We start from the raw sequence: 26143 nt of genomic DNA, 5'->3' as shown, positions 1-26143 counted from the left end.
ACCCTACCTCAGCGGATTGGGCAATTTCCGCCCCTGAACCGCAGCGTGTGTCTTCTGCAGAGCCGAGACTGATGCCTCGTAGGAATGCTGGGCCACGCCGACGAAGAGGCAGTCCACCACCATCATCTGGGCGATGCGGCTGCCCATGGCCCCGGACCTGAAGGGGGTCTCACGTGCGGCGGTGTTCAGCACAATGTCAGCCGCCCGCCCCAGTGCCGAATCGGCATGGTTGGTCACCGCAATAGTGGTTGCCCCGGCCGCCTTCGCCGCTTTGAGGAAGTCGACCGTGTCCACGGTGGTGCCCGAGTGGGAGACGGCGACAGCAACGCCGTCGTGATCCAGGAGCGCCGCAGAGGCCAGCGCCGCATGCGGGTCAGACCAAGCAAAGGACGTCCGGCCGATCCTGTGCAGCTTCTGCTGCAGGTCCTCGCCCACCAGGCCTCCCGCACCAACACCGAAGATGTCGGTCTTCCGCGCGGCGGAAATGGCCTCCACGGCCCGGGCAAGATGGTCGACGTCGAGCACTTGGGCTGTATCTGCGATGGACATGGTCTCGTTGAACGCGATTTTGGAAACAATGTCAGCCAGCGAATCGGAGGTATTGATGTCTTCGTAGACCCCCGCCGGCACGCTGTTGGCGAGGCTTTCGCGGGCGGTTTCCCTGGCGAGGTCCAGACGAAGATCGGAATACCCGCTGTAGCCCACTTTCTTGTAGAAGCGGACCACCGAGGTAGTGGACGTTCCACCCTGCTCCGCGAGATCACCAATTGACATCATGGCCGCGCGGGAAGGATCAGCCAGGACCAACTCAGCGATGGCGCGCTCTGAGGGGCGCAGGGCGGGCAAGGCGGAACGGATCCGCACCAATACGGTGCGCGACAACTGCACGTTCAGCGCCTCTTCCATCGCGTTTCCTCCTTGGCGGGCCTGGCGGGCCGCAGTGGTCGTCCACCCATGTAAATAATTTACCTAAATACAGTTGCATAGGTAAACCATTGACGCAATCATCGACAGCGAATACGGTCGATGTAAGCGACATCACAAAAGTTGTCATGCCCTGATCATCGGAAAGGCACCCCATGACACTGAACCGCCGAAACCTCATCCACGCCTCGGGACTGGCTGCGGCGGCCGCCGTCGTCGGGCCCTTTGCCTCCAGCGCCACCGCCGCCATCCCTCAAACCCGGCCCGGCAAGCCCGGCACCACCATCAACGGCGCCGACGTCGCCGCCACTGACAACTGGAACATTTTTGCCGGCCGCCGTGTGGGAGTCATCACCAATCCCACTGGAGTGCTGGCCAACTTCCGGTCAATCGTTGACGACATGGCCGATAAAGGCGTCGACGTCGGGGCCGTTTTCGGCCCCGAACATGGCTTCCGGGGCACCGCCCAAGACGGCGCCAGCGAAGGGACCTCCGTGGATCCCCGTACCGGCATCACCGTCTACGACTCCTACGGTGCCGATGTGGATGGCTACGTGGGCTTTTACGAAAAGTCCGGTGTGGACACTATCTGCTTCGATATCCAGGACGTGGGTGCGCGGTTCTACACCTATATCTGGACCATGTGGGGTGCCATGCAGGCCGCTTCCCGGACAGGTGCCAGGTTTGTGGTCCTGGACCGCCCCAACCCGATAGGCGGCCAAGCGCGCGGTCCCATCCTGCAGCCGGGATTCGAGTCCGGGGTGGGAAAGCTTGGGATCGCCCTCCAACACGGCATGACCGTGGGCGAGCTGGCCAAGTACTTCAATGCAGTGCACTTGCCCGCAGCCGGCCTCACTCCCCTCCAGGACCTGCAGGTGGTGGAAGTACAGGGGTGGCGCCGCGAGATGACCGGCCCGGACAACCGGGCATCGTGGATCCTGCCCAGCCCCAACATGCCCACCCCGGAGACCGCGCTCCTGTACCCGGGCACGGCACTTTTTGAGGCCACCAACATGTCTGAAGGCCGCGGCACCACCCGCCCCTTCGAGCTCATCGGCGCCCCTTACGTGGACCACCGCTGGGCGGAGGCACTGAACAGCAAGGGCCTCGCCGGCGTCACGTTCCGCGAGGCATACTTCCAACCCACCCTCTCCAAGAACCAGGGAATCATCTGTGGTGGAGTCCAGGTGCACATCACTGACCCTGCCCGTGTAGAAGCCCTGGAAATCGGCACGCACATGCTGGTGGAGGCAAAGCGGTTGTACCCGGGCTTCGGCTGGCGCGGCGACGCCGGACGCTGGATGGGGCTGCTGAGTGGGTCGGCCCGCTTCGGCGAACAAATCGACGCCGGCTCGGACGCCCGCACCATTATTGACAGCTGGCGGGCTGAACTGAGCCAATTCGTCCGCGACACCCGCCAATACCTCCTCTACAACGGACCCCGCTAGGCCATCCGGAACTTCAAATGATTGGGATGAAACGCATGCTCAGAAAAGGAACTACGTTGATGACGGCGGCCGCCACCGCGCTTCTCATGACAGGCGCGGGAGTGGCGACGGTGGGCGCCGCCGCAGCCGCCCCCACCACCGCGCGCACGACGACGGTCGCCGCCTCCCCGGATATCGAGGCCATGATTTCCGGCATGTCGCTGGACGAGAAGATCGGCCAAATGACTTGGACGCACGTCTATGGTTCCTCGGCAGAGGACACATCCATGGCGGCCAGCAACCAGGCTCGCTACGGCGTCAATACCCCCGCTGAAGTCGTAGCCAAGTACAACCTTGGCGGAGTCCTCTACTTCGCCTGGTCCGGGAACACCAACAACCCCCGGCAGGTGGCCGGTCTGTCCAACGGCCTGCAACAAGCTGCCGTAGGCCAGGACGGAACCGGCATTCCGTTGGCAGTCACCATCGACCAGGAAGGCGGCCTGGTTGCGCGCATCGGCTCGCCGGCCACCGTCCTCCCCGGCAACATGGCTTTGGGTGCCACGGCAGACGCAGACCTTGCAAGGGCACAGGGCGAAATCCTGGGCTCCGAGATGCGTGCCATGGGCATCAACGTGGACTTCGCACCCGTCCTGGACCTCAATTCCAACCCCGACAATCCCGTGATCGGCATCCGCTCCATGGGTGAAGATCCGGCGCTCGTCAGCGCACTGGGTGTGGCACAGATCCACGGCATGCAGGAGCACAACGTGGGTGCGGCAGCCAAGCATTTCCCCGGCCACGGCGATACCTCGGTGGATTCCCACTACGGGCTGCCCACTGTCACCTATGACCGCGAGACATTGAACCAACACCTGAAACCCTTCAAAGCCGCCATTGACGGTGGCGTGGATATGGTCATGACGGCCCACATCATTGTGGAGGCCATCGACCCCGAGATGCCCGGCACCCTGTCCCCCAAGGTTCTGACCGGTTTGCTCCGGGAAGAGATGGGATTCAAGGGCCTGATCACCACGGATGCGTTGGATATGGCTGCAATGGCCGCCGAATGGCCCCAGGAAGAAATCGCGGTCAAGGCCATCCAGGCCGGCTCTGACATCCTGCTCAACTCCCCCGATGTGGATGCCTCATTCGCGGGGGTTCGCGCCGCCGTCGAGTCCGGTGAACTCAGCGAAAGCCGCCTTGACGAGTCCGTCCGCCGGATCCTTGAGTGGAAGGTCAAGCGGGGAGTCTTCGAGCAGCCGATGGCGGACCTCAACGCCGTGGACCAAACGGTGGGAACCGCCGCCAATCTGGCTACCGCCAACCTGATTTCGGACCGCGCGGTGACCATGCTCCGCAACGAGGAACGGATCCTGCCCCTCGCCTCCGGCAGCTCCGTACTGATGGTGGGTGCAGGTTCCGGCAGGCCTGAAAATGCGGGACCGCTGCTCAAGGAACAGGGATTCGCGGTGACGGAGGACTACGAGAATGGAAGCTCGCCCTCTGCCGCCTATCGTGCCCGTGCGGTTGCCGCGGCGGGCGGAGCCGACGCGGTGGTGTTCACTTCCTACAACGCCACCACCAATGCGGCCCAGCAGCAGATGGTGGCGGAACTGGCGGCCACCGGAACCCCGGTAATCGTCATTGCCACCCGCAATCCCTACGACGTCAGTGTCTTCCCCGGAGCAGCCGCCGTGCTGAACAGTTACGGAGTCAATAAGGTCAACTTCCACGGCGTGGCCCGCGCCATCTCGGGTGCGGTGAACCCCGGCGGCAAGCTGCCGGTCAACATACCCGAAGCAGACGGCGACGGCGTCCTGTTGCCTTTGGGATTCGGCCTCCACTACGACACCGCGACGCCGGCGGCCGTCACCTTCACTGACCGCCCGGGTCAGGGACAGGACGCCTACACCGTTCCAACGGTGGACGGCGTGACCTACCTGCTGGACGGCAAGGAGATCACGGCCGGGACCTACAGGAAGCCGTCCGGAACCGTGGCTGTCGTTGCAGTCCCAGGCAAGGGGTACGTGTTCACCGAAGGCGCGGTTACTGAATGGAGCCACACGTTCACCACGGGACTTCCCAAACCGTAGAAGGACTTACACCACAGAGGAGTTCATCAGTGCGACCGTGATGAGCAGGGCAACCCCGAACATGGGCAGGCAAAGGACCACGTTTGTCAGCCGGTTGTCCCTCATCACGGCCACGAACTCACGGAGGAAGGCGCTTGGCACGAAGTACCTGGCAGTGGGAGCACCCACTACCTCGGCGTTGATTTTCTGGCGCCGGGACAAGAGGGCCGCGCGGAGAACATGGTAGTTGTTGGTGCACACCAGCAACGGTCCCTGGATGCCTTTGTCGGCAAGCAAGGCAACCGAGTACGCCAGGTTCTCGCGGGTGGTGGTGGCCTGGTTTTCTTCCAGCACATCGACGGCCGAAGCACCCTTGGCCACCAGGTACTCCTTCATTGCCGTGGACTCGGGCCGGGGTTCGTCCGGGCCTTGGCCCCCGGAAGGCACCAGTACGGGCCTGGCCGGTGCGCCGCCGTCGTAAATTTCCAAAGCCTTGTTCAGGCGCGCGGCGAGCAATGGCGGGACTTTGCCGTCGATCAAACCGGAGCCCAGGACAATCACCGCCGCCGGGTTCGCGCTGAACCGCATCCTTGAATACACCAGCGCATACCCAAGGAACACCACAAAGGCGCAGCCCAGGTAAGCGCAGAGGAAGAACGCCAACGCGGCGAGGCCGGCCAGGACCGGTTGCCCGCTCAGTACAAAGAGGAAAGCGACAACCGGAGCGAGGAAGACTGCCAGGCCCACGGCGATGGGCAGGAAGCTGCTGATGCCGGGGCCTTCCCTGCGGACCATGGTGATGCCGTTGGCGATCAGGAAGCCGGCAAACACGAAGATGCTCACCACCGGGACCACAACGACCACCAGGTTCAGCCACTCGAACCACGGATTCAGGTCGATCAGGAAATCCAGGAGAGCCTGAAGCAGCAACCACGCCGCCACCAGCAGGAAAACCCCGTTGCGGAGCCTGCGCCGATCGGACTGGTAGGAGGCAAGGAAGAGCCCCGCAAAGAGAAGTCCAAGGACCAGGTTCAGCATGGTTCAAGCCTATGCGTTGAGGATGGCGCCCTGGTCTGGCCACCGATGCCACGGTAGTCGGTCGCCGCGTGAGTAAAGTTCGACGTCGGCCACCGGGTGGGTGCCGACGTCGGGCTTTTGGGTGGGATTCAGCTCTTGGTCTCGTTGGGGTGGCTTGTTCGGAGTTCGTACTCGCTCTACTTGGTCGGACGCTCAACCTTTTCGTTCTTCGGCATTCGCTATGGACGCTCTACAGCTTCCGAGGCTTCCAACCACTCCACGGGTACCCTGCCCAGCCCCGCCGCGAGGGCTGTCGCCGTTTCGCGCCATGATGTCAGTTCTGCAATCGCCAGATGAGGCTGATTGGTTGCAAAGGACGCCCTTGCCGCCGCTAGCACCTTTTCGGCACACGCCACCCGGTCATCCGGACTCAGGGCCAGCATCCAAGGAAAACGATCGCTCATCCGGTCCGCGAGCGTTCCCTCCATGCTCGTCGAAACAGCGACCAGTTGTGCCGCGAGTTCGAGCAGGGAAACGCGTGCCGCATTGGCGCTTTCCGACATCAGTACCAGAGATTCGCCATCACGACGCGTGACCTTAACGGGATGGTCTGCGGCAGCCGCAAAAACGTCCGCCGAGGATCGGCTCAGTTCAGAAGACTGAAATGACGTGCGGGCTCTGAAGGACTCGGACGCTGCCGTAGCCCGGGAAGGTCGGGTTGTTCTTTCAGATTTTGTGGCTGCACCCATGCAATAACACTAACTCAGAACGTATTCTGAAGTCCAGACCAGCTGGCACTCACGCTGGTCGTGTTAGTGCGATCCCCTGGGCAAACTGGTTCAACGCCGCAGCCACTTCACCCGGATGACTCAGCGTGACGTAATGGCCGCCCGGGATTTCCACCGGTTCGGTTCCCAACCGGTCCTGTACTTGGCGCCGCATGAACGACGCCGGGAAGAACTGGTCGTCACGGCACAGAATGGCCAGTGTGGGCACGTCCGGATGGTGGCCAGGCCAAGGTCCAGACATCCAGGCCCCCCGCTGATCGCGTTCCTTGTTCCGGGCCTGCTGTTCAAGATCGTCAGGGACGAGGTTGAAGAACGCCTCGTCGGGGATAGTCTCGCGATCATGTCCGGTATTGGTCCACCACTCACCGAAGGCCTCACCCGGCATGGGAATCATTGCCGAGAGGTACACCAGGCCGTCCGAATTGAGTTCATCGCAGACCAGGGGCGCCGTGAAACCGCCGAGCGAGTGGCCAACCACGATGGTGTGCCGGGCGTCGTCGGCCGCCTCCGTCGCCGCGCGGGTGTAGTCCTCAAGCATCGCGTCCTTGTCTTCGATGGGCAGGTCCACAGCAATAGCCTCATGGCCCGCAGCCTCGAGCAGGGGCTGGACCAAGTGCCAGTCCCACGACGTGGAGCCTCCACCATGAATCAGTACGAAAACCGCCATCTTCCTACTCCTTCCGACATCGCTCCCCCGGTGCATGCGCCAGCGATTAACCAGCATCGACGGCGCCGACTCCAGTATGGGACGAGTCAGGGCTTTACCCCAGGCCCAATTCCCGAAGGGATACCCCTAGGGGGTACTTGACGCATACCCCCCATGGGTATAGATTCTAAGTATGAGCACGCCAGACCTGAGCATGAGCCAACCGGATGCACCCGCCATCGAGGTGGAACCGGAGCACACCGCACCCCACGGGTACACCAGCAACAAGGACGCGTACCTCAAACGCCTGAAACGCATCGAGGGGCAAGTCCGCGGAATCGCGCGGATGGTGGAGGACGACAAATACTGCATCGACATCCTCACCCAAGTGGCTGCCGCCACCAAGGCCCTCCATGCCGTCAGCCTGGGACTCGTCGAGGAGCACATCGGCCATTGCGTCGTTGGGGCTGCTTCCGAGCCCAACCCTGAAGCCCGCGCCGAACAGATCGACGCCAAAGTGAAGGAGGCCACCGATGCCATCGGGCGCCTGCTGCGGTAATTCCGCCAACAACCACCACACCATCCAACTCACCACCAAGGAGACCACCATGAGCCAGACCATCCAGACCAACGTCAACGTTTCCGGCATGACCTGCGGCCACTGCGTCTCCAGCGTGAGCGAAGAACTTGAGTCGCTCAACGGCGTCGAAAATGTGGCCGTAGACCTCAACCCCGGTGGACTGTCCACCGTGACCATCACCTCAACCAAGGAGCTCTCGCCGTCTGAAATTGGCGAAGCCGTGGCAGAAGCCGGCTACCTGGTGGTAGCCAACGAAGCTTAGGAGTCCTCTTGAGTAGCCAGGAGACTTTCAACCAACCTACACACAGGATCATCGAACTGGACATCGAGGGCATGACCTGCGCCTCGTGCGTCAATCGAGTGGAACGAAAACTGGGCAAACTTGAAGGAGTCGAGGCCAGCGTCAACTTGCCCCTCGAATCAGCCCACGTCACCGTCCCGGCAACCGTGACAGACCAGCAAATCGTGGACACAGTCAACGCGACAGGCTACAAAGCCACCGTCCGCCAAGCCCCTGCGCCACACACCCGCGAACCCCGCCCCCACGAGCACCACCACGGAAGCGAGGCGATGGAAGTTGGACACGCTTCCGGCGGCGCTCAGCACGAAAATCACATGGAGCATGGGCCCTCCGCCTCGACGCTCCGCCCGCGTCTGATCGTTGCGGCGCTTCTGACAATTCCAGTGTTTGCCATCTCCATGATCCCCGCCCTCCAGTTCGCCAACTGGGGCTGGGTTGTGGGGGCAATGGCCTTGCCGGTGGTGAGCTGGGCGGCCTGGCCGTTCCACCGCGCGGCCGCCGTCAACGCCCGTCACTTCGCCTCCACCATGGACACTCTGGTCTCCATCGGCGTCATCGCCGCGTACCTGTACTCGGCGTGGCAGTTGTTCACGGATCCCCGGATGACTGAACACCCCGGCATGGAAAACATGTCCGGCGGCGGGCTGTACTTCGAGGTCGCCGCGGTGGTCACCACGTTCCTGCTGCTGGGCCGCTACCTTGAGGCGAATGCGAAGGCCAAGGCCGGCAATGCTCTCAAGGCCCTGCTGAATTTGGGCGCCAAGGACGCCACTATCCTGGTGGACGGCGTGGAGCAGAAGATCCCAGCCGATCAACTCCTGGTGGATGACGTGATTGTGGTCCGCCCCGGCGAGAAGATCGCCACCGATGGTGTGGTCACGGATGGTGCTTCCGCCGTCGATGCTTCACTGGTGACCGGCGAGTCGGTGCCGGTGGAAGTCGGTCCCGGCAGCGCTGTGACAGGTGCAACGATCAACACTTCGGGACGCCTGCTGGTGCGGGCAACCCGCGTTGGCTCTGACACGACGCTCGCCCAGATGGGTCGACTGGTCAGCCAGGCGCAGACCGGAAAAGCGCCCATTGCGCGGCTGGCGGACAGGATCAGTTCGGTGTTCGTGCCGATCGTGCTGGTTATCGCCCTGGTGACGTTCCTGCTGTGGCTGTTCTTCTCCGGTGACCTCAATGCAGCCTTCACGGCCGCCGTCGCGGTCCTGGTGATCGCCTGCCCCTGTGCCTTGGGCCTGGCGACTCCGGTGGGGCTGCTGACGGGAACGGGCCGAGGAGCCCAGCTGGGCATTCTCATCAAGGGGCCGCAGGTTCTTGAGGATACCCGGCACGTGGACACCATCCTGCTGGACAAGACGGGCACCGTGACCAGCGGAAAGCTCGCCGTGGACCACACTGTGGGCCTCAACGGCTACTCCCAGGCCGCCGTCCTGACGCTGGCCGGAGCGGTTGAAGCCGCCTCTGAGCACCCGATCGCCCACGCGATTGCGGCCTCGGCGCAGGAAGCAAGGCACGACGGCGGCAGCCTGCCTCACGTCGAGGGCTTCAGTTCCGCTCCGGGCGGCGGCGTCCGGGGAACCGTTGCTTTCGAGGGAACCACCAAGACCGTGGTTGTGGGACGCTCCGGTTGGCTCGAGGAGAACGGCATCACGCTCGACTCCAGCCAGCGGGAAGCACTCGCTGCAGAGGAAAACGCGGGTGCCACGGCAATTTGGGTTGCCGTTGACGGCCAGCCGGCCGGCATTATCAGCCTGAGCGATACCATCAAGCCCGGTTCGGCAGCGGCAATCCAAAAGTTGAAGGACCTGGGCATCCGCCCCATCCTGTTGACCGGCGATAACCCTGCAGTGGCCGCGCAAGTAGCGGCCGCCGTCGGGATTTCAGCGGACGATGTCTTCGCTGGCGTCCTGCCCGAGGGCAAGGTCGAGGCAGTCCGGAAACTCCAGGCCTCCGGCGCCACGGTAGCCATGGCCGGTGACGGCGTGAATGACGCTGCGGCCTTGGCACAGTCGGACCTTGGCATCGCGATGGGCTCAGGGACGGATGTTGCCATCGAGGCATCCGATCTCACGGTGATGGGCAGCGACCTTGGTCAGCTGGTGCAGGCGATTGAGCTGTCCCGCAAAACCCTCTCCACCATCAAGACCAACCTGTTCTGGGCGTTCTTCTACAACGCGATCGGCATCCCGGTGGCAGCACTGGGATTCCTTAACCCCATGATCGCCGGCGCAGCGATGGCAGCGAGCTCGGTGCTGGTAGTAGCCAACTCGCTGAGGCTGCGCTCCTTCGGGAAGTAGACCCAGGAACGGAAGCAGGGCCCGGCTAGGCTGTCCCGAAACGGACGGCCGACCGGGCCTTTGCCTTGGCTGCTTCCTCATCCCGGTTCTTCGCCGGAGCATTGCTCACCAAGGAGTCCAGGAGATGCTGCGTAATATGCGCGATCTCGTGGACAGCCTCTGCGAAGGCTTCCTCGTTGGCCTTGGAAGGCTTGGTGGATCCGCTGATTTTGCGCACATACTGCAGCGCTGCGGCCTCCACTTCGGCATTCGTGGCATGCGGTTCGAAGTTATGCAGGGTCCTGATATTGCGGCACATAACCCCATGCTAACTATGGGCAGTGCTGCATGGGGAGGGGTGCCCATCGACGGTTTTTGGATTCCCGGGATAGGTTTTAGTTATTGGATCTTCCGGATGAGCCGGAGGCCGCTGGGGATGCCGAAGAGCTCGGGTCCGAACAAATGAAGGAGAATCTCATGGCTATTTGGGGTGCAGATGTTGATCAGCTTCGTCAGCTCGGTAACAAGCTGAAGGCAGGTGCCGAGAACATCGAGCAGCAGCGTTCACAGCTCAAGGGCGCGCTTGATGGCACCGACTGGAAGGGCCCGGACGCTGACAAGTTCCGCGGCGAGTGGGACAGCCAGCACGCTTCGAACCTGAAGAAGGTTGCCGACGCACTTCGCGAAGCCGGCGACCGCGCTCAGAAGAACGCTGAGCAGCAGCAGCAGGCTTCCAACTAAGACAGTTGGGAAGAACCCGGACGCACCAGCGTCCGGGTTCTTTGCTGTTAAGGGAGCAACGAGTCCCGGCGTTGTTCGCACACGCTGCCGTTGTTCGGCGGAGATTTCGAACAAGCCCGGGATTCCTCCGGCTTAGCCGCGGGGCGCTTCGGTGACCGAACCGCTCGGGACGGGTTCGACGTCGTTCGGGTGGTCCAGGACCCGGGCGGCGCGGCGGTCGCCCCGGAGCTCGTCAACCCGGACCAGGACCACGCCGCCCACAATGAGGAGGCCGCCCAGCAATTGAATTGGCCCCGGGAGTTCTCCCAGCAGCAGCCACGCCCAGATCACGGCGAACAGCACTTCGGTCAGCGAGACGAACGACGCTACTTTGGAGCCCAGGCTGCGGGCCGCCATGATCCCGGAAACATAAGCGAGCACTGTGGCCAGGATAATGAGCCCGACGGCGGATACCCACCACGGAGTGGTCCACGGGCCAAGGGTTGTGTCCGCAGCGCTGAACGTCATGGGCAGCAGCCCCAACAGGCCCACCAGCCACATCACCACTGCACCGACCAGGAGGCCGCCGGAAGCGAGTACCAGTGGAGGCAGGGTGTCATTCTCCTTGGCGGTAATGAAGAAGTAGATCACCAGGCACACGGCCGCAGCCATGCCCCACAGGACCCCGATGAAGTCCACCTTCACGGCACCGGTCAGGTCAAGCACCAGGACCAGGCCGCCAAGGGACAGCAGGGCGCCGGCAGCTGTGAGCGCGCGCGGCCGTCGTCGGCTGGCGATCCAGAGCCACAGCACAATCATTACTGGCGCCAGGTACTCGAGAAGCAGTGCTACGCCCACAGACAACCGCGCCACGGCGTTGAAGTAAAACAGTTGGCAGCCTGCCACGCCAATCAGTCCGAAGAGCAGGATGGTGAGCCAGTTGTCCTTGAGCTGGAGCCAGCGGCCACGGAGAACCACGACGGCGGGTATCAGCAGGATCAGCGCGGCACCTGTAAGGCGCACGGCAACTGCGGCGCCGGGTGACCAGCCGGTTTCCAGCATCGACTTGGCGAAAGAGCCGGACGTGCCAAAGACAGCGGAAGAAAAGAGTGCGATGCCGAGTCCTGATGCGAGGAAACCTTTTGCATCAGCCTTCGTCGTTGGAGCTGACACAGCAGCCTCCTGTCAGGAGTAAAGTGGGCTTATGGTCATGACAGTACTCCCGAAACTTGTAAGGAGTCAAAGTGCTTTTTGCGCCTGACACCGAAGTTGCCCTTCGCAGCGTCGTCAATCTGATCAACACGGCAGCCAATGGGCAGGAATCACTCGTCACCCTTGAGGACCTCGATGCGTTCCTGAAAGCGGAAGAGTTCACGGGTTCGCGGGTCAATTCCCCTGCCGAGCTGAACAGCATCAAGCGACTTCGGAGTGAACTCACGGCACTCTGGAGCGCCGATGAGGACAGGGCCGCAAAGTCCGTCAACAAGATCCTGGCCGACGCCAAGGCACTGCCCCAACTGGTAAAGCACGATCACTGGGACTGGCACCTCCACGCCACCACCCCCGAAGCTCCCCTGGCAGACCGGATGGGCACCGAAGCCGCCATGGGCATCATCGACGTGATCCGCAGCCGGGAAATGGAGCGCATGCGGGTGTGCGCTGCAGAGGACTGCGACGCCGTGGTGCTGGACCTCAGCCGCAACCGCTCCAAGCTCTACTGCGACACCGGCAACTGCGCCAACCGCGCCCACGTCGCCGCGTACCGGGCCAGGAAGGCTGCCGAGGGCGAATAGAAGGGCCAGGTGTGCACAGCGTGACGCAGGCAGAGACCAGCAGCGCCAACAAAAAAGCGCTCCCCCACCAAGGTGAGGAAGCGCTGGTAGGTTAGCGGCCGGCGTCGGGCGCTTCAGTCTCGTCGTCCGGAGCCCCCGGACCACCGTGCCCGGGACGCTTGGAACTGAGGTTGACTCCGGATCCCTTGCCGAGGTGGTCGGCGTTTTCCTTGTGGCTCATGGACAACATGGCCGCCACAACGAGGCTCACGATGAACGCGATGCCGGCGCCGGTGAAGGCGAGGTCGAACCGCGGGGCCTTCGCGCTGCCGCCGGAAGCGAAGATGAGAACAGCCACGAAAGCCAGTACTGCAAAGAACGCGGAGAACATGAGCGGTCCCTTGACCGAGGTCCGCATCTTGCGCGGTTCTCCTGGTGTCTGGTCAGCCACGGTCATTCCTCCAATGATGGCGGTTCGTGCCCGCCGGTCTGCAAAAGTTCTACAACGAGTAGAACGTCCAGCTACTAGTTTACGGCCTCGGGCGAAGCGCCGGGAGCAGCGGCCTGGGAAGTGCCGGAGGCTGTCTTGGCATCGTGCCGCAAAGTCAGTCCGGACAGAATCCACAGCACACCGGAAATGATGGCCCCACCACCGGCAACCCCCAGCAGCGCATGCGCCCCGAGCGAGGTGAAGAACGGCATCAACACTGCGGTTCCCACGGAAATGACGCCGGAAACGAGCCAGTCGCGCGCCAACATGTCCCGTTTCCGGAAACCATGGGCGAACTCAAGGAGCCCCAGCACCAGCAGGGCCAGCATTGCCGACAAAGCTACACCCGCGTCCGACTGCGTTACCAACGCGCCAACGCCACCCAGAGCCACCACCACAGGTACCGCCACCGGCAAAGCGCGGGCCATCCACACGGCCCCGGCGGTGGCGAGCAGATACAAGCCCACGGCCCACGCCAGGACATGCACCGAGGGGGTAGCCCAGAAGATCGTGACCGCGCCGAACACCAGTGCCACGGTGGCACGGATCAGCACGGGTTTCCAGAGTCCGTCCGCGGAGGCAGAAGGAGTCTGGGCAGAAGTCGCTGGGAGAGTCACCCGTCCAGTTTAGTGCGAACCCAGCACCATCCACCGATCCGTACGTGCACGCAGCCCCAAAGTCACCCCGCGGGCCAGCATGTAGCCCAGCGCAAACGCCGCCCACAGCCACAGGAGCCCCGCCTCGCCGTCGGGCCTTAGCTGGTGGACTGCCACCAACAACGGCACATAGACGGCAAGATTTACGACGCCGGCAATCGCCAGATACCGCGCGTCGCCGGCGCCGATAAGGACTCCGTCGAGGACGAAAACGTAGCCTGCCAGGGGCTGTCCCAGCGCGAGCACCCAAAGGGCGACGGTGAGGGCCGAGCGGACACCGGCGTCAGGGGTGAAGAGGTACCCGGCCCAGGGTGCGGCAATGGCCAGGAGCACGCCGGTGATCACGCCGAATCCGAGGCCCCAGCGGATCATGGTGCGCGTCAGTTCCCGGACCCGGCCGGCGTTCCGGGCGCCAAGTTCCTTGCCGATCAACGCCTGCGCGGCAATGGCCAGGGCATCCAGGGCGAAGGCGAGGAACGAGAAAATCGTCATGGCCAGCTGGTGGGCCGCGAGGTTCACGGCGCCTTGGGCTGTGACCACCAAGACGGTGGCGAGGATGGCGAGGCGAAGGCTGAGGGTGCGGAGCATGAGCCACGAACCCACCTTGGTCATGGCGCGGATGCCATGCCAGTCGGGTCGCAAGGACACGCCGTGTTGCCGGGCGTTGCGGCTGACCATCACCAGATAGACGGCGGCCATGGCCCATTGGGCGATGCTGGTGCCCATTGCGGAACCAGCCACAGACATGTTCAATCCGTACACGAAGAACAGGTTCAGGGCGATGTTCACGGCAAAGCCCGCAGTTGCCACGACAAGCGGGGTCCGGGTGTCCTGGAGTCCGCGAAGAACACCCGTGCCGGCAAAAATGAGGAGCATCGCGGCCAGGCCAGGCATGGACCAGCGCAGATAATCGACGGCGAACTGGCGAACGTCTCCAGTAGCTCCCATGAACCCCACCAGGGGCTCGGCCGCCACAAAACCAACCACTGCGAGCGCCAATCCGAGCAGCAGCGCCAGCCACACGCCGTCGCGCCCTGCCGCCAAAGCCTTCCCCAGCTTGCCGTCGCCGATCGCCCGGGCGACTGCCGGCGTCGTTGAATATGCCAGGAAGACCATCAGCCCCACGGCGGTGTGGAGGATGGTGGACGCGAGACCTACTCCCGCCAGTTGGTCGACGCCCAGGTGCCCGACGATTGCCGAGTCGGCCAGCAGGAACAGTGGCTCAGCGATGAGCGCGCCGAAAGCAGGAACAGCCAGGCGGAGGATCTCGCGGGCGTTGGAACGGGTGGGAGTGGTTGTGGTTTGAGGCACTAAACCAGACTAGTCCGCCGCGGGCCGGGTACATTTGGGCCGTGTCACATGAGCATCCCGTCACCGTTTCCGTCGCCCGCACCATCCTCCCGGGCTACACCCGCCAAGCCAACGCCTGGGCCCATGCCGGCCAGGAACTCGCCCGCGAATGGCCGGGGTATCTGGGATCGGGCTGGGTTCGCAACGGCGTGGATTCCACTGAATGGCACATGCTTTACCGCTTTGCCGACGCCGATTCCCTGCAGGATTGGGAGGATTCGGAGGAGCGGCGCTGGTGGATCGACAGCGCCAGGGACATGATGGAAACCACCCGCGTGGAACGCCACACGGGGATTGAAGGTTGGTTCTCACGGCCCGGCGACGTCTCCGTAGTAGTGCCCGAAACGGTAGTGCCGCCGCGCTGGAAGCAGGCCATCAGCATCTTCCTGCCGTTCTTCCCCCTGAGCCTGCTGGCCAATTTCCTGCTGCACCCGTTGACGCAGGACTGGCCGCTGGTGTTCTCGGTTCTCCTCAACATCGTGATCCTCACGCCGCTGATGACGTACATTTTCCTTCCCATCACCACCAGGCTGCTGCAGCCGTGGCTTCAGGCGAAGCCCCGCCGTAGCCGTTCGGTTCGTGCCAGGGGTGCCCGGAAATGACCTACGTTCTCTCGGCGGATAAGGACCGCGTGGATCGCGAGTGGCTCTGGGCGGAACTCTCCACCAATGTCTACTGGGGGAAATGGCGTACGCGCGACGACGTGGAGGCCCAGTTGGATAACGCCTGGCGGATTGTGGGCGCCTATGATGCCGTCACCGGGGCCATGGTTGGTTATGCCCGGGCCTTTTCCGACGGCGTCGCCATCGCCTACCTGGCCGATGTTTACGTCCATGAATCCGCGCGCGGCCAGTCGCTGGGCAAGGCCATAGTGCAGGAAATGATCGACGACGGGCCGGGGGCAAACTTCCGCTGGATGCTTCACACCGGCGATGCCCATGGGCTGTACAAACAGTTCGGATTCGCGGAGCCGGATGCGCGCTATCTTGAGCGGCGGGAAAACAGGTAGCTGGGAATTTGGTCATAAAAAGCCATGATTAGTTGACACTTCAAGTTATCTCTTGGATGGTTGAAGCTATGAACAAGTCCAGCTTGACCACCACAGCCCTGACCATCCTGCGCGTTATTGCAGGATTTCTCTTCGCCGCGCACGGTTGGCAGAAGTTCAACGAATTCACTATCGCAGGCACCCAGGCCTCCTTCGCGCAGATGGGCGTCCCCGGCGCTTCAGCCGTTGCCCCGATTGTTGCAACGCTGGAACTGGCGGGCGGCATCGCATTGATCATCGGGCTTCTGACCCGGGTATTTGCAGCCCTCCTGGCCGTCAACATGCTCGGCGCACTCTTCCTGGTGCACGCGCCGGCCGGCGTCTTCGTCGGCAACGGCGGGTACGAACTGGTGCTGCTCTTCGCCGGTGCAGCTTTGGCCCTGGCACTGGCCGGAGCAGGCAAAATCTCTGCCGACGCCGCACTGTTCGGCCGCTCCGGGTCGAAGCTGCGCGTCCTCGCGTAGTCAGGCCCCCGCCCGCGTCCCCCGACGCTCTATCACATAACAGCCCCTAAACGCCGACGCTCTCTCCCTTGCTTCAAGAAAGGGAGAGAGCGCTGGCGTTTAAGGCAGGGGACGTGAAAGAGGGTCGGACGTTTCGATGGTAGAAATGGCAGCATGAAGACCATCCTCACCGGCGTCGGTGCCAGTACCGGAACAACCCAGGGACCGGCACGACTCATTCACGGACCCGACGAATTCAGCCGCTTCCGTTCCGGCGATGTTCTGGTCTGCCGCACCACGGACCCTGCATGGACACCCCTCTTTGGCATGGCCTCCGCCGTCGTCACGCAATCCGGGGGGATGCTGTCCCACGCAGCGATTGTGGCCAGGGAGTACGGAATTCCTGCCGTGCTGGGCGTACGCGACGCACTGGAACTGCTGACCGACGGCGGCCTGGTAGCCGTGGATGGCGCGCAGGGGACCGTCACGGTCGCGGACAGCAAATGACACTTCTCACCCTTCATGCCGTGCGCCTTCTCGGCTTTGCAGATACGGAGGCTGTAGCGGAACGCTTCAGCCAGGATCGCGGGACGGTGGAGTCCCAACTCATCGACGCCGGTGTGAACGGCTTCGTTTCGTACAGCACCTTTGCGGGGAGCAGCGGTTGGTCTTTGTCGAGCCTGGGCAGGACCGAGAACGAGCGCCTCCTGGCCGCTGAACTGGACACCGCGGGTGCGCGCGAAACGGCTTTGGCTGTGCACGACCATTTCGCGAACATCAACACCAGTGTTGTGGAGGCTTGCAGTGCCATCCAGCTGCACTCTTTAGCCAAGGCCGAAGCCAACGACGCCATGGACCTCCTGGGTGGAGCCTTGGCTGCGTGGCGTCCTTTGGAAGACCGGCTGACTGCCGTTCTCCCACGATTTCACGGCTACTCCGAACGCCTGCGCCACGCACTTGCGCTCGTTCCGGATGACACGGCCTGGGTCACGGCAACGGATCGTGACTCGTTCCACCGCGTCTGGTTCGAGCTGCACGAGGACCTCATCGCCAGCCTGGGAATTCAGCGCAGCTAACGCGTACGGGCCCTCACGTCTTAGTCACGTAACAGAAACCTGCCGACAGTAAGATTCCAAGCATGAGCGATGACGCCGCCAATTCAGTGACCCTCCGCTTCCTGGCGGCACCCATGGACGTCGGACACAGCGGGTCCGTCGACGCCGGCACCGTCCTTGAGTGGGTGGACAAGGCAGCGTACGCAGCAGCAGTGGGCTGGTCAAAGTCGTACTGTGTCACCGCCTACGTGGGCAACATCCACTTCACGGATCCGGTCAACAGCGGCGACATGGTTGAGGTGACCTCCACCATCGTCTACACCGGCCGGTCCTCCATGCATATCCACACGGTGGTCAGCTCGCGTGATCCCAAGGGCGGTCCCGAGACCATGCACAGCCAATGCATGGTCATCTTCGTAGCCGTCGGTCCGGACGGCAAACCGATTCCCGTCCCCCAGTTTGAGCCGTCAACACCTGTTGAGATTGAGCAGCGCGACCACGCCTTGGCGCGCATTGAGGTCCGCGAGCAGATCGTTAACGCGATGAATGCCCAGGAATATACCGACGCCGGGACCGCCGAGCGCGTCGTCCTGCGGTTCATGGCGTCCCCCACCGACGTGAACTGGGGTGGCAAGGTCCACGGTGGCATCGTCATGAAGTGGATCGATGAGGCCGCGTATGTGTGCGCCTCGCGGTACTGCGGCAAGGACACCGTGGCCGTCTTCTCCGGCGGCGTCCGCTTCTACCGGCCATTGCTGATCGGCCACGTAGTGGAAGTCGAGGCCCGCCTCGTCTACACCGGCGCCAAGGGCATGCACATCGCAGTCCACGTCCGTTCCGGCGATCCGAAAACCCGTGAAATGAACCTGACCACTTACTGCCTCACAGTGATGGTGGCGCGCGATGAAACAGGAACCTCGGTGCCCATCCCGGCTTGGGAGCCGGTGTCCGATGAGGACAAAAAACTGCACGCGCACGCCCGCGAACTCCTGGAAATCCGTGGCCGGGCGCCCGGAAACCGGCTGCCGGACCACCTGCTGAAGGCCGCTGGCAGCTGATGGATGCCGTTATTGTGGTGGCCGTCTTCGGGGCGGTGTTTGCCGACAACCTGATCGGCTGACCTTCAGGATCACCCTGGCCCCAGCACGCAGAACTCGTTTCCTTCGGGATCCGTAAGACACCTCCACGGCACGTCTCCTTGGCCGATATCGGCATCAGAGGCGCCTAGCGCATGCAGCCGCTCCACTTCAGTCGTCCGGTCGTCTCCGGGATACGGCTTCAGGTCCAGATGGATGCGGTTGTGCAGTGCATCGGGGTCCGGCGTGCGGAGCAACTCCAAATATGGGCCAACCCCCGACGACGACCGCAGCCTGGCATGGTCATCGTTCACCTCATGGAGGGTCCAGTCTGTGGCCCCACTCCAGAACCCGGCCATGGCCCGCGGATCGGTGCAGTTGACCACCACAGTGGCAATCGGTCCTGTGTCCTGATAGATCGGGCGGGGTTCCAGGACGCAGAACAGGTTGCCCTCGGGATCGGCGAGTACCGTCCATGGAACGTCTCCCTGACCGATGTCCGCCGGAGTCGCGCCGAGTTCCTTGAGTCGCGCGACCAGTTCTGCTTGGTGGGCGGCAGAAGTGGTAGCGAGGTCCAGGTGCACCCGGTAATTCACCGCATCCGGGTCTGGAACTGTCACGACGTCAATGCAGACGGCTGAAGGGTCCGGCCAGCTGAAACCCAAAGGCTCAAGGTTGGTCACGCCAGGGCCCTCACTGGAAATACCCCATCCGAGGGCGTCAGCCCAAAACTTCCCGAGAGCAGAGTCATCCCGGGCTTTGAAGTTCACCTGAACCAGTCGCAGTGCCATGCCGCACAACCCTATACCTCTTGCTGGCCGAAGCCTCAGCGGCGTATTCTCCACGAACAGGCAGGTGGGTGTCCTGGCTTCCGTCCGGAGGGCGCGCTCATGAATCTACTGAGTCAGGTGTTGGCAGGGGCTACGGCCTTGGCCTTAATCATCGTCGGCTTGATGGAGATCTTCCGGCACGGCGATCAGCGCCTTCACCGTTTTTTCCTCATAGAACCTGGCGATGTCCGTGCCGCGCGCATGTGGGCCATGAACGTTGGCGCCTACAACATCACCTTCGGGGTTGGCATAGCGGTGGGATTGTGGATGCTGAACTCCGGCAACACCGCCGGCGGTACAGCCATTGTTCTTTTCTGCTGTGCGAGCCATGTCTTCTTGGGATTCTGGCTCTGGGTGACGGAAAAGCGCTTGCTCTTGAGCGCCATCGGGCAAGCCCTCTTTCCCGGCCTGGCAGTGGTCTTCTACCTGATTTTGGGGTGAAGTGGCAGGTCTCCCGGGCAGCACATCCCGGACTGGCCTACAGTGACCAAGGTCCGCTGCCTGACCCGCGGCTGGGAAGAAGATTTCCAGCGCGCGGGAACGTTGGTCCGCCCGCGCCGGCTTCCGCGAAATCGTTCTGATGGCTGCCCTGCCCCATAGGCACCAAAAAAGGCCGCCCAGGGCAGGAAAGCACCAGCCTGAGCGGCCTCCGAATGCAAGAACTACTTGATCAGCGCGGCTGCCTGGTCCATGAGTGCCCCGGCCGCTTGCGGTCCACCGTCCACACCGTCACTAGCAGAGGCCGTGGCGGAGATCAGGACACCATCTTTGACCGCATGGGCGATGTAGATTGCACCCACCCTTCCGTCAGGGAGGGCCATGACGGTCTTGTAACCCACTGTTCCGGGTACTTTGCCCACACCGTCGACCTTTTGAGTAGAGGTGGTGAGGGTTTGCCCTTCAGCGGAATACGTCACCTTTTTGCACTCCTCCGCCTGGGACTTGCTCTTCTCCAAATCGTCCTGGAGACGGGCAGCATCGACGCCGGATGTCATGGAGACACTGCTGATGAAACCGTTGGCCTTGGTGCGGGTGGTGCCGGCCACCGCGGAACCATCGATGGTGCGCGGCGCCCCGAGCAGGAAAGGATCCTTGCAGGCGGCGGGTTCAATGGTGGCTCCCGCGAATCCCTTGACCACCGAGTCATACTGCGCCAGCAGCTCGTCGCCGGAGAGGACGGCGGGGGTGGTGCCATCAGCCAGCTTGACCTGCCCGACCAATCCGATGAGCTCTTCCTTGGTGTACTGCTTCACGGGCGTCGGCGCCGGAGCAGCAGCCTCGCTGGCCGGGGCGGACTTTGATCCTTGTGGGGCCGCCGTCCCACCACCACAAGCCGTGAGAGCCAAAATCACCAGTGCCGATGCCCCGAATCCGAGCAGCGAATTTTTCTTCATGTGTTTCCCCAATAATTCTTAGCGATGCGCCCGCAAACACGGACTCCACTCAGACTACTGGCCTTATTTGGTCGCCCTGGACCAGACCGTACGGTCTAGAAGCCGCCCCCACCAGCGCCTGCGTCGCCTGCCATATTGGCAAAGCGCGAGTAGTGGCCCTGGAAGGCAACCACTATGTCCTTGGTGGGACCGTTACGGTGCTTGGCGATGAGGATGTCGGCTTCGCCGGCGCGGGGCGATTCCTTGTCATAGACATCCTCGCGGTGCAGCAGGATAACCATGTCAGCGTCCTGCTCGATGGAGCCGGATTCACGGAGGTCGGAGACCATGGGGCGCTTGTCCTGACGCTGCTCGGAACCGCGGTTCAGCTGTGACAGGGCAATGACGGGAACTTGCAGCTCCTTGGCGAGCAGCTTGAGTGCACGCGAGAACTCCGAGACTTCCTGCTGGCGGGATTCCACCTTTTTGCCGGAGCTCATGAGCTGGAGGTAGTCCAGGATCACCAGCTTGAGGTCGTGCTGCTGCTTCAGGCGGCGGCATTTTGCCCGGATCTCCATGAGCGACATATTGGGGCTGTCATCAATGAACAGCGGAGCGTCGTTCATGCGGCCCATGGTGGTGGCGATCTTGGACCATTGCTCGTCCTTGATGGTGCCCTTGCGGAGGTCCTGCAGGCCAATAGTGGCTTCCGCGGAAAGAAGGCGCATCGCAATCTCGTTCCGGCCCATTTCCAAGGAGAACATGACGGTAGCCAGGTTGTTCTTGATGGCCGCAGAACGGGCAAAGTCCAACGCGAACGTGGACTTACCCACGGCGGGACGTGCTGCAATGACGATCATCTGGCCGGGGTGGAGGCCATGTGTCAGTTCGTCCAGCTCATAGAAGCCGGTAGGAACACCGGTCATGCCTTCGCCGCGGTGGCCGGAGGCCTCGATCTCGTCCACCGTGGACTCCATGACGTCCTTCAACGCCACGTAATCCTCGGCAGTGCGCTTTTCCGCTACCGCATAGACCTCTGCCTGGGCCTGGTTTACCAGGTCTTCCACTTCGCCGTCCTGGCCGTAGCCCATCTGGACGATCTTGGTGCCCGCGTTGACGAGGCGGCGAAGGACCGCGCGTTCGGCAACGATCTCGGCGTAGTACCCGGCGTTGGCCGCCGTGGGTACGGTCTGGATGAGCTCATGCAGATAGGCAGGACCGCCGATCCTGTTGATTTCTCCGCGCTTGGTGAGTTCATCGGAGACGGTGACGGCGTCGGCAGGTTCGCCACGGCCGTAGAGGTCGATGATGGACTCGTAGATGGTCTCGTGCGCGGGACGGTAGAAGTCGTGCCCACGGACGATTTCAACCACGTCCGCAATCGCGTCCTTGGACAGCATCATGCCGCCGAGCACGGACTGTTCAGCGGGGATATCCTGGGGAGGTTTCCGGCTCGAGTCCGAAGCGCGTGTGCCCTCGATTGAGTCCAAGTGCGTAACTGACAAAGCCGTCCTCCATTTGTGTACCGCTGCAGAGATCTACTCCCTGGCGGCCCGTAAAGCGCAGTGTGTGGCTACGGAGTCCGCCTGGTGCCTCTGACAATGCCAGACAGGGCGGACAAAATAACGTATCCACAAGTTATCCACAGCCGATATCGCCGGCCTGCTGCCAGTAGTGGATTTTGCAGGGCTCGGAGAAACTCAAGGGGGGATATCCGCGTCCAAAATGGACACTCCAGACACGTTACAGCAGGTGCCGGGCACCCCCTGTGGAAAACCTGTGGAATACCTGCCCAGCGTTGTGCACAGACTGTGGGTTACTCTGTGGATAGAGAAATTCTTTTACGGGAAACAAGCCTCTGACCTGCGAAAACACGGCTCACATGCTGTGGACTAAAGAAAGTTTTGCGGGGAATTAATCCACAGCCAACAGTCGCCATCGGGCGTTATGGAGAGCGGAAAGCACGCCAAACATGCCGCAAATGTGATGCATCTTACAAAGGCTGTCCGGATTTGACACCACCCTCTCGGAAGCTTATGCCGTTCGTGGAATGTGCTGTGGATAACCAAGTTCTGGCATAAGCTCTAAGCATGGGGATGAACTTTGGTGACGTGTTGACGATTGCCCTTCCGCTTCTAGTCCTCGTAGGCCTGTTGTGGGGACTCACAGCGGCTTTCAAACCGCGCGATACCGGCGTTTCCGACGCGGAACGGTACCAGCGGGAACTCGCGGCCCGTTCCGCTGCCCACCAAGCGTCCCAAGTGCAGGAGGCGCTGGCATTGCGGGCCCGGATCGAAGCCACCACCAAGCCGAGCCAGAACGAGGCCAGCCACCGGGAGCAGGCGGAGAACGCCAGGACCGCCATCCAGGCCCAGGCCGCACGCTCACACGCAGCCAACCAAAGCGGCCACCAGCCCGCCGTCCTTCCCAACGGCCAACTGAACCCGCAGCTTGCTTTGGAGCTCCAGAACCTGGTCCGCAGCGGGAAGAAGATCGAGGCCATCAAGGTCCTGCGCCAAGCAACCCACTCAGACCTCCTTACCGCCAAGAACTACGTAGATCGGCTCTGACAACGCATGGATTCCATCCTCATCCCGCTCCTGATCCTCGTTGCGGTCATTGCGGGCGTGCTCCTGCTCATTCGCTCCTTCTCCAAGCGCTCCGCTGAATCCAAGGCGGACGCAGCAGTGGCGAACGCCCCCAAGGATCCGGTGCAACTTGCCAGGGAGTCTGCTGCCAAGCTCAATCAGGAGCAGCACCGGCAGCTGTACTCCCTGATCGCCCGCGGACAGGGCATGGCCGCCATCAAGCTTTACCTTCAGGCGACCGGGGAAGGCTTGCGTGCGTCACGTGACGCCGTGGGCGCCCTCGCCGCGCACCCGCAGCCGTTCACGCCTGAAGCCCCCGCCAAGGACCTGTTGGCGGACGACGATGACGAGCCGGAGCGCTTCCCCTACCGATACCGGGCCATCGTCAGCAAGGGCGAGGTGACGCGGGAAGTGAGCAGCAACATGCTCAATGACGAGATTTACGGAAGAATCCGGACGCTCGCCAAAAGCGGTGATGTCGAGGGCGCTGCCATTGCCCTGACGCGCCACTCGGACATCACCATCAAACAGGCCCGGGAGTTCATTGAACTGCTGGACGACTAGGAAACCCTAGAAGTCGAACAGGTCCCCAAGGAAGCCTTCCTTTTTCTTACGCTTGCGGCCATATCCGTCGCGATCGTAACTGTCACGCCGATCGCCGTCGCGCCGGTCATAGTCGCGCCTGTCCCTATCGTCATAACGCGGCTGCTGGGGACGGGATTCGAACGGATTGTAGAGGGGCGGCGGCGCAATGGGGGGCTGGGACGGTGCAGCCGCCGGACGGGCAGGACCAGGACCGGTTTCTGCCGCGACGCGATCAATGATCTTGTCCAGCTCCCCACGGTCCAGCCATACACCCCTGCATTGCGGGCAGTAGTCGATCTCCACGCCGCTTCGTTCGCTCATCACCAGGTCAATGGAATCCACAGGACATTTCATGTTTGCCCCAACGATCAACCCCGCAAAATAGTTCGGGCCAACCAAGGACCGGGATTCGCCAGGCGTTCACTTCCCGTGCTTCGGGGCTACCTGCCGGCTGAGATCCCTGCCAGGAGCTGCTCGAACGGCAGTGACTCGAGGGCATCGTTCTTGCGGTTCGGCTGCGGGCCGCTGAGCAGTTGCACCAGTTCACCAGCTGCCCTGTCCACGCGCGCCGAGAGGGGGGAGCCGCCGTCGTCGGTGTTTCCCCAGTCCTGTGGCCCGGCGAAGACGCCGGTAGCCGCAATCCTGGTGCGGAGGTAGGTGAACAGCGGGCGCATCGCGTAGTCGAGCACCATCTGGTGGCGGTCGGTGCCACCGGTAGCGCCAAGGAGAACCGCTTTGCCGTCCAGTGACTTCGGGTCCAGGACGTCGATGAAGGATTTGAAAAGTCCGCTGTAGGAGGCGCTGAAGACGGGGCTGACGGCGATGATGGCATCGGAATGGTCGACGCCGGCAATCACCTCAGCGAGGCGCGGCGCGGCATAGCCGGTCACAAAGTTGTTGGCGATATCCACGGCGAGGTCGCGCAGTTCGACGATCTCGATCGTTGCGTCGTAGCCTGCCGCCCGCAGCTGCCGCTCGGCGGATGCGGCCAGCTGGTCGGCCAGCAGGCGGCTCGACGACGGGACACCGAGTCCGGCGGAAAGAACGGTGATGCGGCGGGTTTCCATGGCATTCTCCTGTTGCTTGTTCATCCAGCGTACATGCGTTTGCATCTAAATCAATGAACAGGGCCCCGCCCGGAAGTATTCCCGGCGGGGTCTAACTCATCCCAAATTGAGCCAGAAACGCCACCGTAGCCGCGGAAATCTGCCCTTGGGCAACCTCACGGCCCACGGAAGGTTCTCCATCACCGGGCTGGGCCCCATAGCTCCCGAAGAATGCGTGATTGCCGCCCTGAACCTCCACGAACGTGGCATCCAGAGGCAGGAGTTCGCGGGAGGCGTTGATCTTTTCGGGCGTGCTGAGGCCGTCCTCGGAACCGGAGATGGATAGAACCTTCAGCCCTGCCCGGTCACGCATGGAATCCAGCGGATAGGAGGCGTACAGGAGCAGGCCGTCAACGTCCTGGTTACCCAGCGCGAACGAACTTGCACTGACTCCACCCAGCGAATGGCCCCCAACCGCCCACGTTGAGATCTCCGGATGCGCTGCCAAGGCACTACGCGCTTGGTTCCCGTCCAGCAAACTGAGGTTGAGGGGTGTCTTGAGGATGACCACCAGGGCACCGGCTTCCGCAGCCGGCTTGAGGATATCCACATAGGCCCTGGCCTCAACGCGCGCCCCCGGGTAGAAGACCAACCCCTTGGCGGCCGGTCCGCCGTCGGGCGTCAGGACAATCGCCGTCGGCTCTTCAGCAACAGAAACGCCGGCCGCTGTGGCAGCCCCTGCCGGTTGATAGGCGAAAGGGTTCAGCCAAGCCAGCATTGCCACAAGCGCCAGAACAACCAGGCGAGCAGCCCACGCCCCTACCGCCCTGGGGACAGAACGCTTCAAGGGAACGCGGCGGCGCCGCCACAGCAGGACACCCCAAAGAAGTCCGACGACGGCGGCACTCACCAACACGGCGGGCAGCAGCGGGTGACCACGCAGAACGGCTGGATTCCCGATCAGCATCCACAGCGGCACCAGGACCAACGCCGCAGCACACACCGCCGAGGCCCAATAGAGAACGGGCCTGCGAGTTGCCGGAAGGACGTCAGGAGAGGAAGTCATCCTCCAAT

The 26143-nt window shown here is 62.8% G+C and carries 31 protein-coding genes; 16 read left to right on the top strand and 15 right to left on the bottom strand.

All coding sequences use genetic code 11. From position 1 onward, the window contains the following. Window positions 1-3: 3 nt before the first annotated feature. Complete coding sequence (locus tag M1D51_RS00535) at window positions 4-906, bottom strand: MurR/RpiR family transcriptional regulator (RefSeq protein ID WP_458108109.1); 903 nt, start codon at window positions 904-906, stop codon at window positions 4-6. A 173-nt stretch (window positions 907-1079) separates the two neighbouring features. Between M1D51_RS00535 and M1D51_RS00530 the strand changes: the two genes are divergently transcribed. After that, the gene (locus M1D51_RS00530; protein WP_458108108.1) at window positions 1080-2372 is read left to right on the top strand and encodes an exo-beta-N-acetylmuramidase NamZ family protein; all 1293 of its coding nucleotides are present in this window, start codon (window positions 1080-1082) and stop codon (window positions 2370-2372) included. 59 nt (window positions 2373-2431) lie between these two features. After that, window positions 2432-4444, top strand: coding sequence for a glycoside hydrolase family 3 protein (locus M1D51_RS00525; protein WP_458108107.1), 2013 nt, complete (start codon window positions 2432-2434; stop codon window positions 4442-4444). A 6-nt stretch (window positions 4445-4450) separates the two neighbouring features. On the opposite strand, the gene M1D51_RS00520 is transcribed toward M1D51_RS00525, so the two are convergent. The 3 genes from M1D51_RS00520 to M1D51_RS00510 form a co-directional block, all read right to left on the bottom strand. Further along, window positions 4451-5461 carry a YdcF family protein gene (locus M1D51_RS00520; protein WP_458108106.1) on the bottom strand — a complete coding sequence of 337 codons (1011 nt, stop codon included), beginning with the start codon at window positions 5459-5461 and terminating at the stop codon, window positions 4451-4453. A 218-nt stretch (window positions 5462-5679) separates the two neighbouring features. Further along, window positions 5680-6003: a prevent-host-death protein gene (locus M1D51_RS00515; protein ID WP_458108105.1), complete on the bottom strand. Its 324-nt coding sequence runs from the start codon at window positions 6001-6003 to the stop codon at window positions 5680-5682. Between the two features lie 235 nt (window positions 6004-6238). Continuing rightward, window positions 6239-6895, bottom strand: coding sequence for an alpha/beta fold hydrolase (locus tag M1D51_RS00510; protein WP_458108104.1), 657 nt, complete (start codon window positions 6893-6895; stop codon window positions 6239-6241). A gap of 172 nt (window positions 6896-7067) precedes the next feature. On the opposite strand from M1D51_RS00510, the gene M1D51_RS00505 reads away from it, so the two are divergent. From M1D51_RS00505 to M1D51_RS00495, 3 genes are read left to right on the top strand one after another with little or no spacing between them, the layout of a single operon-like run. Next, window positions 7068-7433, top strand: a complete 366-nt coding sequence (locus tag M1D51_RS00505; protein WP_458108103.1) for a metal-sensitive transcriptional regulator — start codon at window positions 7068-7070, stop codon at window positions 7431-7433. A 49-nt stretch (window positions 7434-7482) separates the two neighbouring features. Continuing rightward, a complete protein-coding gene (locus M1D51_RS00500; protein ID WP_026541102.1) occupies window positions 7483-7716 on the top strand; it encodes a heavy-metal-associated domain-containing protein in 234 nt (77 codons plus the stop codon). Window positions 7717-7724: 8 nt separating this feature from the next. Continuing rightward, on the top strand, window positions 7725-10058 hold the full coding sequence (locus tag M1D51_RS00495; protein WP_458108102.1) for a heavy metal translocating P-type ATPase: 2334 nt from the start codon (window positions 7725-7727) through the stop codon (window positions 10056-10058). Between the two features lie 25 nt (window positions 10059-10083). Here M1D51_RS00495 and M1D51_RS00490 read toward each other — a convergent pair whose 3' ends face one another. Continuing rightward, complete coding sequence (locus M1D51_RS00490) at window positions 10084-10356, bottom strand: DUF2277 domain-containing protein (protein WP_026541100.1); 273 nt, start codon at window positions 10354-10356, stop codon at window positions 10084-10086. A gap of 158 nt (window positions 10357-10514) precedes the next feature. On the opposite strand from M1D51_RS00490, the gene M1D51_RS00485 reads away from it, so the two are divergent. After that, window positions 10515-10778: a WXG100 family type VII secretion target gene (locus M1D51_RS00485; RefSeq protein ID WP_011776688.1), complete on the top strand. Its 264-nt coding sequence runs from the start codon at window positions 10515-10517 to the stop codon at window positions 10776-10778. A 132-nt stretch (window positions 10779-10910) separates the two neighbouring features. Here the strand turns inward: M1D51_RS00485 and M1D51_RS00480 are convergent, their stop codons facing one another. Further along, entirely contained in the window at window positions 10911-11930 is a 1020-nt protein-coding gene (locus M1D51_RS00480; protein ID WP_458108101.1) for an EamA family transporter, read from the bottom strand. Window positions 11931-12001: 71 nt separating this feature from the next. On the opposite strand from M1D51_RS00480, the gene M1D51_RS00475 reads away from it, so the two are divergent. Continuing rightward, window positions 12002-12550 (top strand): CGNR zinc finger domain-containing protein, encoded by a 549-nt coding sequence (locus M1D51_RS00475; RefSeq protein WP_458108100.1) that lies wholly within the window; start codon window positions 12002-12004, stop codon window positions 12548-12550. A 91-nt stretch (window positions 12551-12641) separates the two neighbouring features. Here M1D51_RS00475 and M1D51_RS00470 read toward each other — a convergent pair whose 3' ends face one another. The 3 genes from M1D51_RS00470 to M1D51_RS00460 form a co-directional block, all read right to left on the bottom strand. Further along, entirely contained in the window at window positions 12642-12986 is a 345-nt protein-coding gene (locus tag M1D51_RS00470) for a hypothetical protein (protein ID WP_172323457.1), read from the bottom strand. A gap of 68 nt (window positions 12987-13054) precedes the next feature. After that, complete coding sequence (locus M1D51_RS00465; RefSeq protein WP_458108099.1) at window positions 13055-13636, bottom strand: DUF308 domain-containing protein; 582 nt, start codon at window positions 13634-13636, stop codon at window positions 13055-13057. 9 nt (window positions 13637-13645) lie between these two features. After that, window positions 13646-14986, bottom strand: coding sequence for an MATE family efflux transporter (locus tag M1D51_RS00460; protein WP_458108098.1), 1341 nt, complete (start codon window positions 14984-14986; stop codon window positions 13646-13648). A gap of 41 nt (window positions 14987-15027) precedes the next feature. Between M1D51_RS00460 and M1D51_RS00455 the strand changes: the two genes are divergently transcribed. From M1D51_RS00455 to M1D51_RS00430, 6 genes are all read left to right on the top strand, one after another. After that, on the top strand, window positions 15028-15627 hold the full coding sequence (locus M1D51_RS00455; protein WP_458108097.1) for an antibiotic biosynthesis monooxygenase: 600 nt from the start codon (window positions 15028-15030) through the stop codon (window positions 15625-15627). After that, on the top strand, window positions 15624-16034 hold the full coding sequence (locus tag M1D51_RS00450; protein WP_458108096.1) for a GNAT family N-acetyltransferase: 411 nt from the start codon (window positions 15624-15626) through the stop codon (window positions 16032-16034). The genes M1D51_RS00455 and M1D51_RS00450 overlap by 4 nt, the downstream gene beginning before the upstream one ends. 68 nt (window positions 16035-16102) lie before the next feature. Next, window positions 16103-16537 (top strand): DoxX family protein, encoded by a 435-nt coding sequence (locus M1D51_RS00445; protein ID WP_458108095.1) that lies wholly within the window; start codon window positions 16103-16105, stop codon window positions 16535-16537. A gap of 153 nt (window positions 16538-16690) precedes the next feature. Then, window positions 16691-17023 (top strand): PEP-utilizing enzyme, encoded by a 333-nt coding sequence (locus tag M1D51_RS00440; protein WP_458108094.1) that lies wholly within the window; start codon window positions 16691-16693, stop codon window positions 17021-17023. Then, entirely contained in the window at window positions 17020-17592 is a 573-nt protein-coding gene (locus M1D51_RS00435) for a hypothetical protein (RefSeq protein ID WP_458108093.1), read from the top strand. The genes M1D51_RS00440 and M1D51_RS00435 overlap by 4 nt, the downstream gene beginning before the upstream one ends. Window positions 17593-17654: 62 nt before the next feature. Further along, window positions 17655-18629: an acyl-CoA thioesterase gene (locus M1D51_RS00430; protein WP_458108092.1), complete on the top strand. Its 975-nt coding sequence runs from the start codon at window positions 17655-17657 to the stop codon at window positions 18627-18629. Between the two features lie 71 nt (window positions 18630-18700). Here the strand turns inward: M1D51_RS00430 and M1D51_RS00425 are convergent, their stop codons facing one another. Then, the gene (locus M1D51_RS00425; protein ID WP_458108091.1) at window positions 18701-19438 is read right to left on the bottom strand and encodes a VOC family protein; all 738 of its coding nucleotides are present in this window, start codon (window positions 19436-19438) and stop codon (window positions 18701-18703) included. A gap of 99 nt (window positions 19439-19537) precedes the next feature. Here M1D51_RS00425 and M1D51_RS00420 point away from each other — a divergent pair, with 99 nt between their 5' ends. After that, entirely contained in the window at window positions 19538-19918 is a 381-nt protein-coding gene (locus tag M1D51_RS00420) for a DUF1304 family protein (protein WP_458108090.1), read from the top strand. A gap of 221 nt (window positions 19919-20139) precedes the next feature. On the opposite strand, the gene M1D51_RS00415 is transcribed toward M1D51_RS00420, so the two are convergent. Further along, window positions 20140-20871, bottom strand: a complete 732-nt coding sequence (locus M1D51_RS00415; RefSeq protein WP_172323442.1) for a hypothetical protein — start codon at window positions 20869-20871, stop codon at window positions 20140-20142. A gap of 95 nt (window positions 20872-20966) precedes the next feature. Further along, window positions 20967-22355 carry a replicative DNA helicase gene (gene dnaB, locus M1D51_RS00410; RefSeq protein WP_089597011.1) on the bottom strand — a complete coding sequence of 463 codons (1389 nt, stop codon included), beginning with the start codon at window positions 22353-22355 and terminating at the stop codon, window positions 20967-20969. Between the two features lie 591 nt (window positions 22356-22946). Between dnaB and M1D51_RS00405 the strand changes: the two genes are divergently transcribed. Further along, complete coding sequence (locus M1D51_RS00405) at window positions 22947-23420, top strand: hypothetical protein (RefSeq protein WP_172323472.1); 474 nt, start codon at window positions 22947-22949, stop codon at window positions 23418-23420. 6 nt (window positions 23421-23426) lie between these two features. Continuing rightward, window positions 23427-24002 carry a hypothetical protein gene (locus M1D51_RS00400; protein ID WP_172323440.1) on the top strand — a complete coding sequence of 192 codons (576 nt, stop codon included), beginning with the start codon at window positions 23427-23429 and terminating at the stop codon, window positions 24000-24002. Window positions 24003-24008: 6 nt separating this feature from the next. On the opposite strand, the gene M1D51_RS00395 is transcribed toward M1D51_RS00400, so the two are convergent. The 3 genes from M1D51_RS00395 to M1D51_RS00385 form a co-directional block, all read right to left on the bottom strand. Continuing rightward, window positions 24009-24377 carry a TFIIB-type zinc ribbon-containing protein gene (locus tag M1D51_RS00395; RefSeq protein ID WP_458108089.1) on the bottom strand — a complete coding sequence of 123 codons (369 nt, stop codon included), beginning with the start codon at window positions 24375-24377 and terminating at the stop codon, window positions 24009-24011. A gap of 86 nt (window positions 24378-24463) precedes the next feature. Further along, the gene (locus tag M1D51_RS00390; protein ID WP_458109640.1) at window positions 24464-25090 is read right to left on the bottom strand and encodes an FMN reductase; all 627 of its coding nucleotides are present in this window, start codon (window positions 25088-25090) and stop codon (window positions 24464-24466) included. Between the two features lie 91 nt (window positions 25091-25181). Continuing rightward, entirely contained in the window at window positions 25182-26135 is a 954-nt protein-coding gene (locus M1D51_RS00385; RefSeq protein WP_458108088.1) for an alpha/beta hydrolase, read from the bottom strand. Window positions 26136-26143 lie beyond the last annotated feature (8 nt).

The organism is Arthrobacter sp. R3-55, assembly GCF_054161505.1.
This window is presented reverse-complemented; position numbering and strand designations above follow the sequence as displayed.

Excerpts from the sequence above, each read along its gene's own strand:
- M1D51_RS00535 (WP_458108109.1), bottom strand. The coding sequence starts at position 906 with ATGGAAGAGGCGCTGAACGTGCAGTTGTCGCGCACCGTATTGGTGCGG.
- M1D51_RS00530 (WP_458108108.1), top strand. The coding sequence starts at position 1,080 with ATGACACTGAACCGCCGAAACCTCATCCACGCCTCGGGACTGGCTGCG.
- M1D51_RS00525 (WP_458108107.1), top strand. The coding sequence starts at position 2,432 with ATGACGGCGGCCGCCACCGCGCTTCTCATGACAGGCGCGGGAGTGGCG.
- M1D51_RS00520 (WP_458108106.1), bottom strand. The coding sequence starts at position 5,461 with ATGCTGAACCTGGTCCTTGGACTTCTCTTTGCGGGGCTCTTCCTTGCC.
- M1D51_RS00515 (WP_458108105.1), bottom strand. The coding sequence starts at position 6,003 with ATGTCGGAAAGCGCCAATGCGGCACGCGTTTCCCTGCTCGAACTCGCG.
- M1D51_RS00510 (WP_458108104.1), bottom strand. The coding sequence starts at position 6,895 with ATGGCGGTTTTCGTACTGATTCATGGTGGAGGCTCCACGTCGTGGGAC.
- M1D51_RS00505 (WP_458108103.1), top strand. The coding sequence starts at position 7,068 with ATGAGCACGCCAGACCTGAGCATGAGCCAACCGGATGCACCCGCCATC.
- M1D51_RS00500 (WP_026541102.1), top strand. The coding sequence starts at position 7,483 with ATGAGCCAGACCATCCAGACCAACGTCAACGTTTCCGGCATGACCTGC.
- M1D51_RS00490 (WP_026541100.1), bottom strand. The coding sequence starts at position 10,356 with ATGTGCCGCAATATCAGGACCCTGCATAACTTCGAACCGCATGCCACG.
- M1D51_RS00485 (WP_011776688.1), top strand. The coding sequence starts at position 10,515 with ATGGCTATTTGGGGTGCAGATGTTGATCAGCTTCGTCAGCTCGGTAAC.
- M1D51_RS00470 (WP_172323457.1), bottom strand. The coding sequence starts at position 12,986 with ATGACCGTGGCTGACCAGACACCAGGAGAACCGCGCAAGATGCGGACC.
- M1D51_RS00450 (WP_458108096.1), top strand. The coding sequence starts at position 15,624 with ATGACCTACGTTCTCTCGGCGGATAAGGACCGCGTGGATCGCGAGTGG.
- M1D51_RS00445 (WP_458108095.1), top strand. The coding sequence starts at position 16,103 with ATGAACAAGTCCAGCTTGACCACCACAGCCCTGACCATCCTGCGCGTT.
- M1D51_RS00440 (WP_458108094.1), top strand. The coding sequence starts at position 16,691 with ATGAAGACCATCCTCACCGGCGTCGGTGCCAGTACCGGAACAACCCAG.
- M1D51_RS00435 (WP_458108093.1), top strand. The coding sequence starts at position 17,020 with ATGACACTTCTCACCCTTCATGCCGTGCGCCTTCTCGGCTTTGCAGAT.
- M1D51_RS00430 (WP_458108092.1), top strand. The coding sequence starts at position 17,655 with ATGAGCGATGACGCCGCCAATTCAGTGACCCTCCGCTTCCTGGCGGCA.
- M1D51_RS00425 (WP_458108091.1), bottom strand. The coding sequence starts at position 19,438 with ATGGCACTGCGACTGGTTCAGGTGAACTTCAAAGCCCGGGATGACTCT.
- M1D51_RS00420 (WP_458108090.1), top strand. The coding sequence starts at position 19,538 with ATGAATCTACTGAGTCAGGTGTTGGCAGGGGCTACGGCCTTGGCCTTA.
- M1D51_RS00415 (WP_172323442.1), bottom strand. The coding sequence starts at position 20,871 with ATGAAGAAAAATTCGCTGCTCGGATTCGGGGCATCGGCACTGGTGATT.
- M1D51_RS00405 (WP_172323472.1), top strand. The coding sequence starts at position 22,947 with ATGAACTTTGGTGACGTGTTGACGATTGCCCTTCCGCTTCTAGTCCTC.
- M1D51_RS00400 (WP_172323440.1), top strand. The coding sequence starts at position 23,427 with ATGGATTCCATCCTCATCCCGCTCCTGATCCTCGTTGCGGTCATTGCG.
- M1D51_RS00395 (WP_458108089.1), bottom strand. The coding sequence starts at position 24,377 with ATGAAATGTCCTGTGGATTCCATTGACCTGGTGATGAGCGAACGAAGC.
- M1D51_RS00390 (WP_458109640.1), bottom strand. The coding sequence starts at position 25,090 with ATGGAAACCCGCCGCATCACCGTTCTTTCCGCCGGACTCGGTGTCCCG.
- M1D51_RS00385 (WP_458108088.1), bottom strand. The coding sequence starts at position 26,135 with ATGACTTCCTCTCCTGACGTCCTTCCGGCAACTCGCAGGCCCGTTCTC.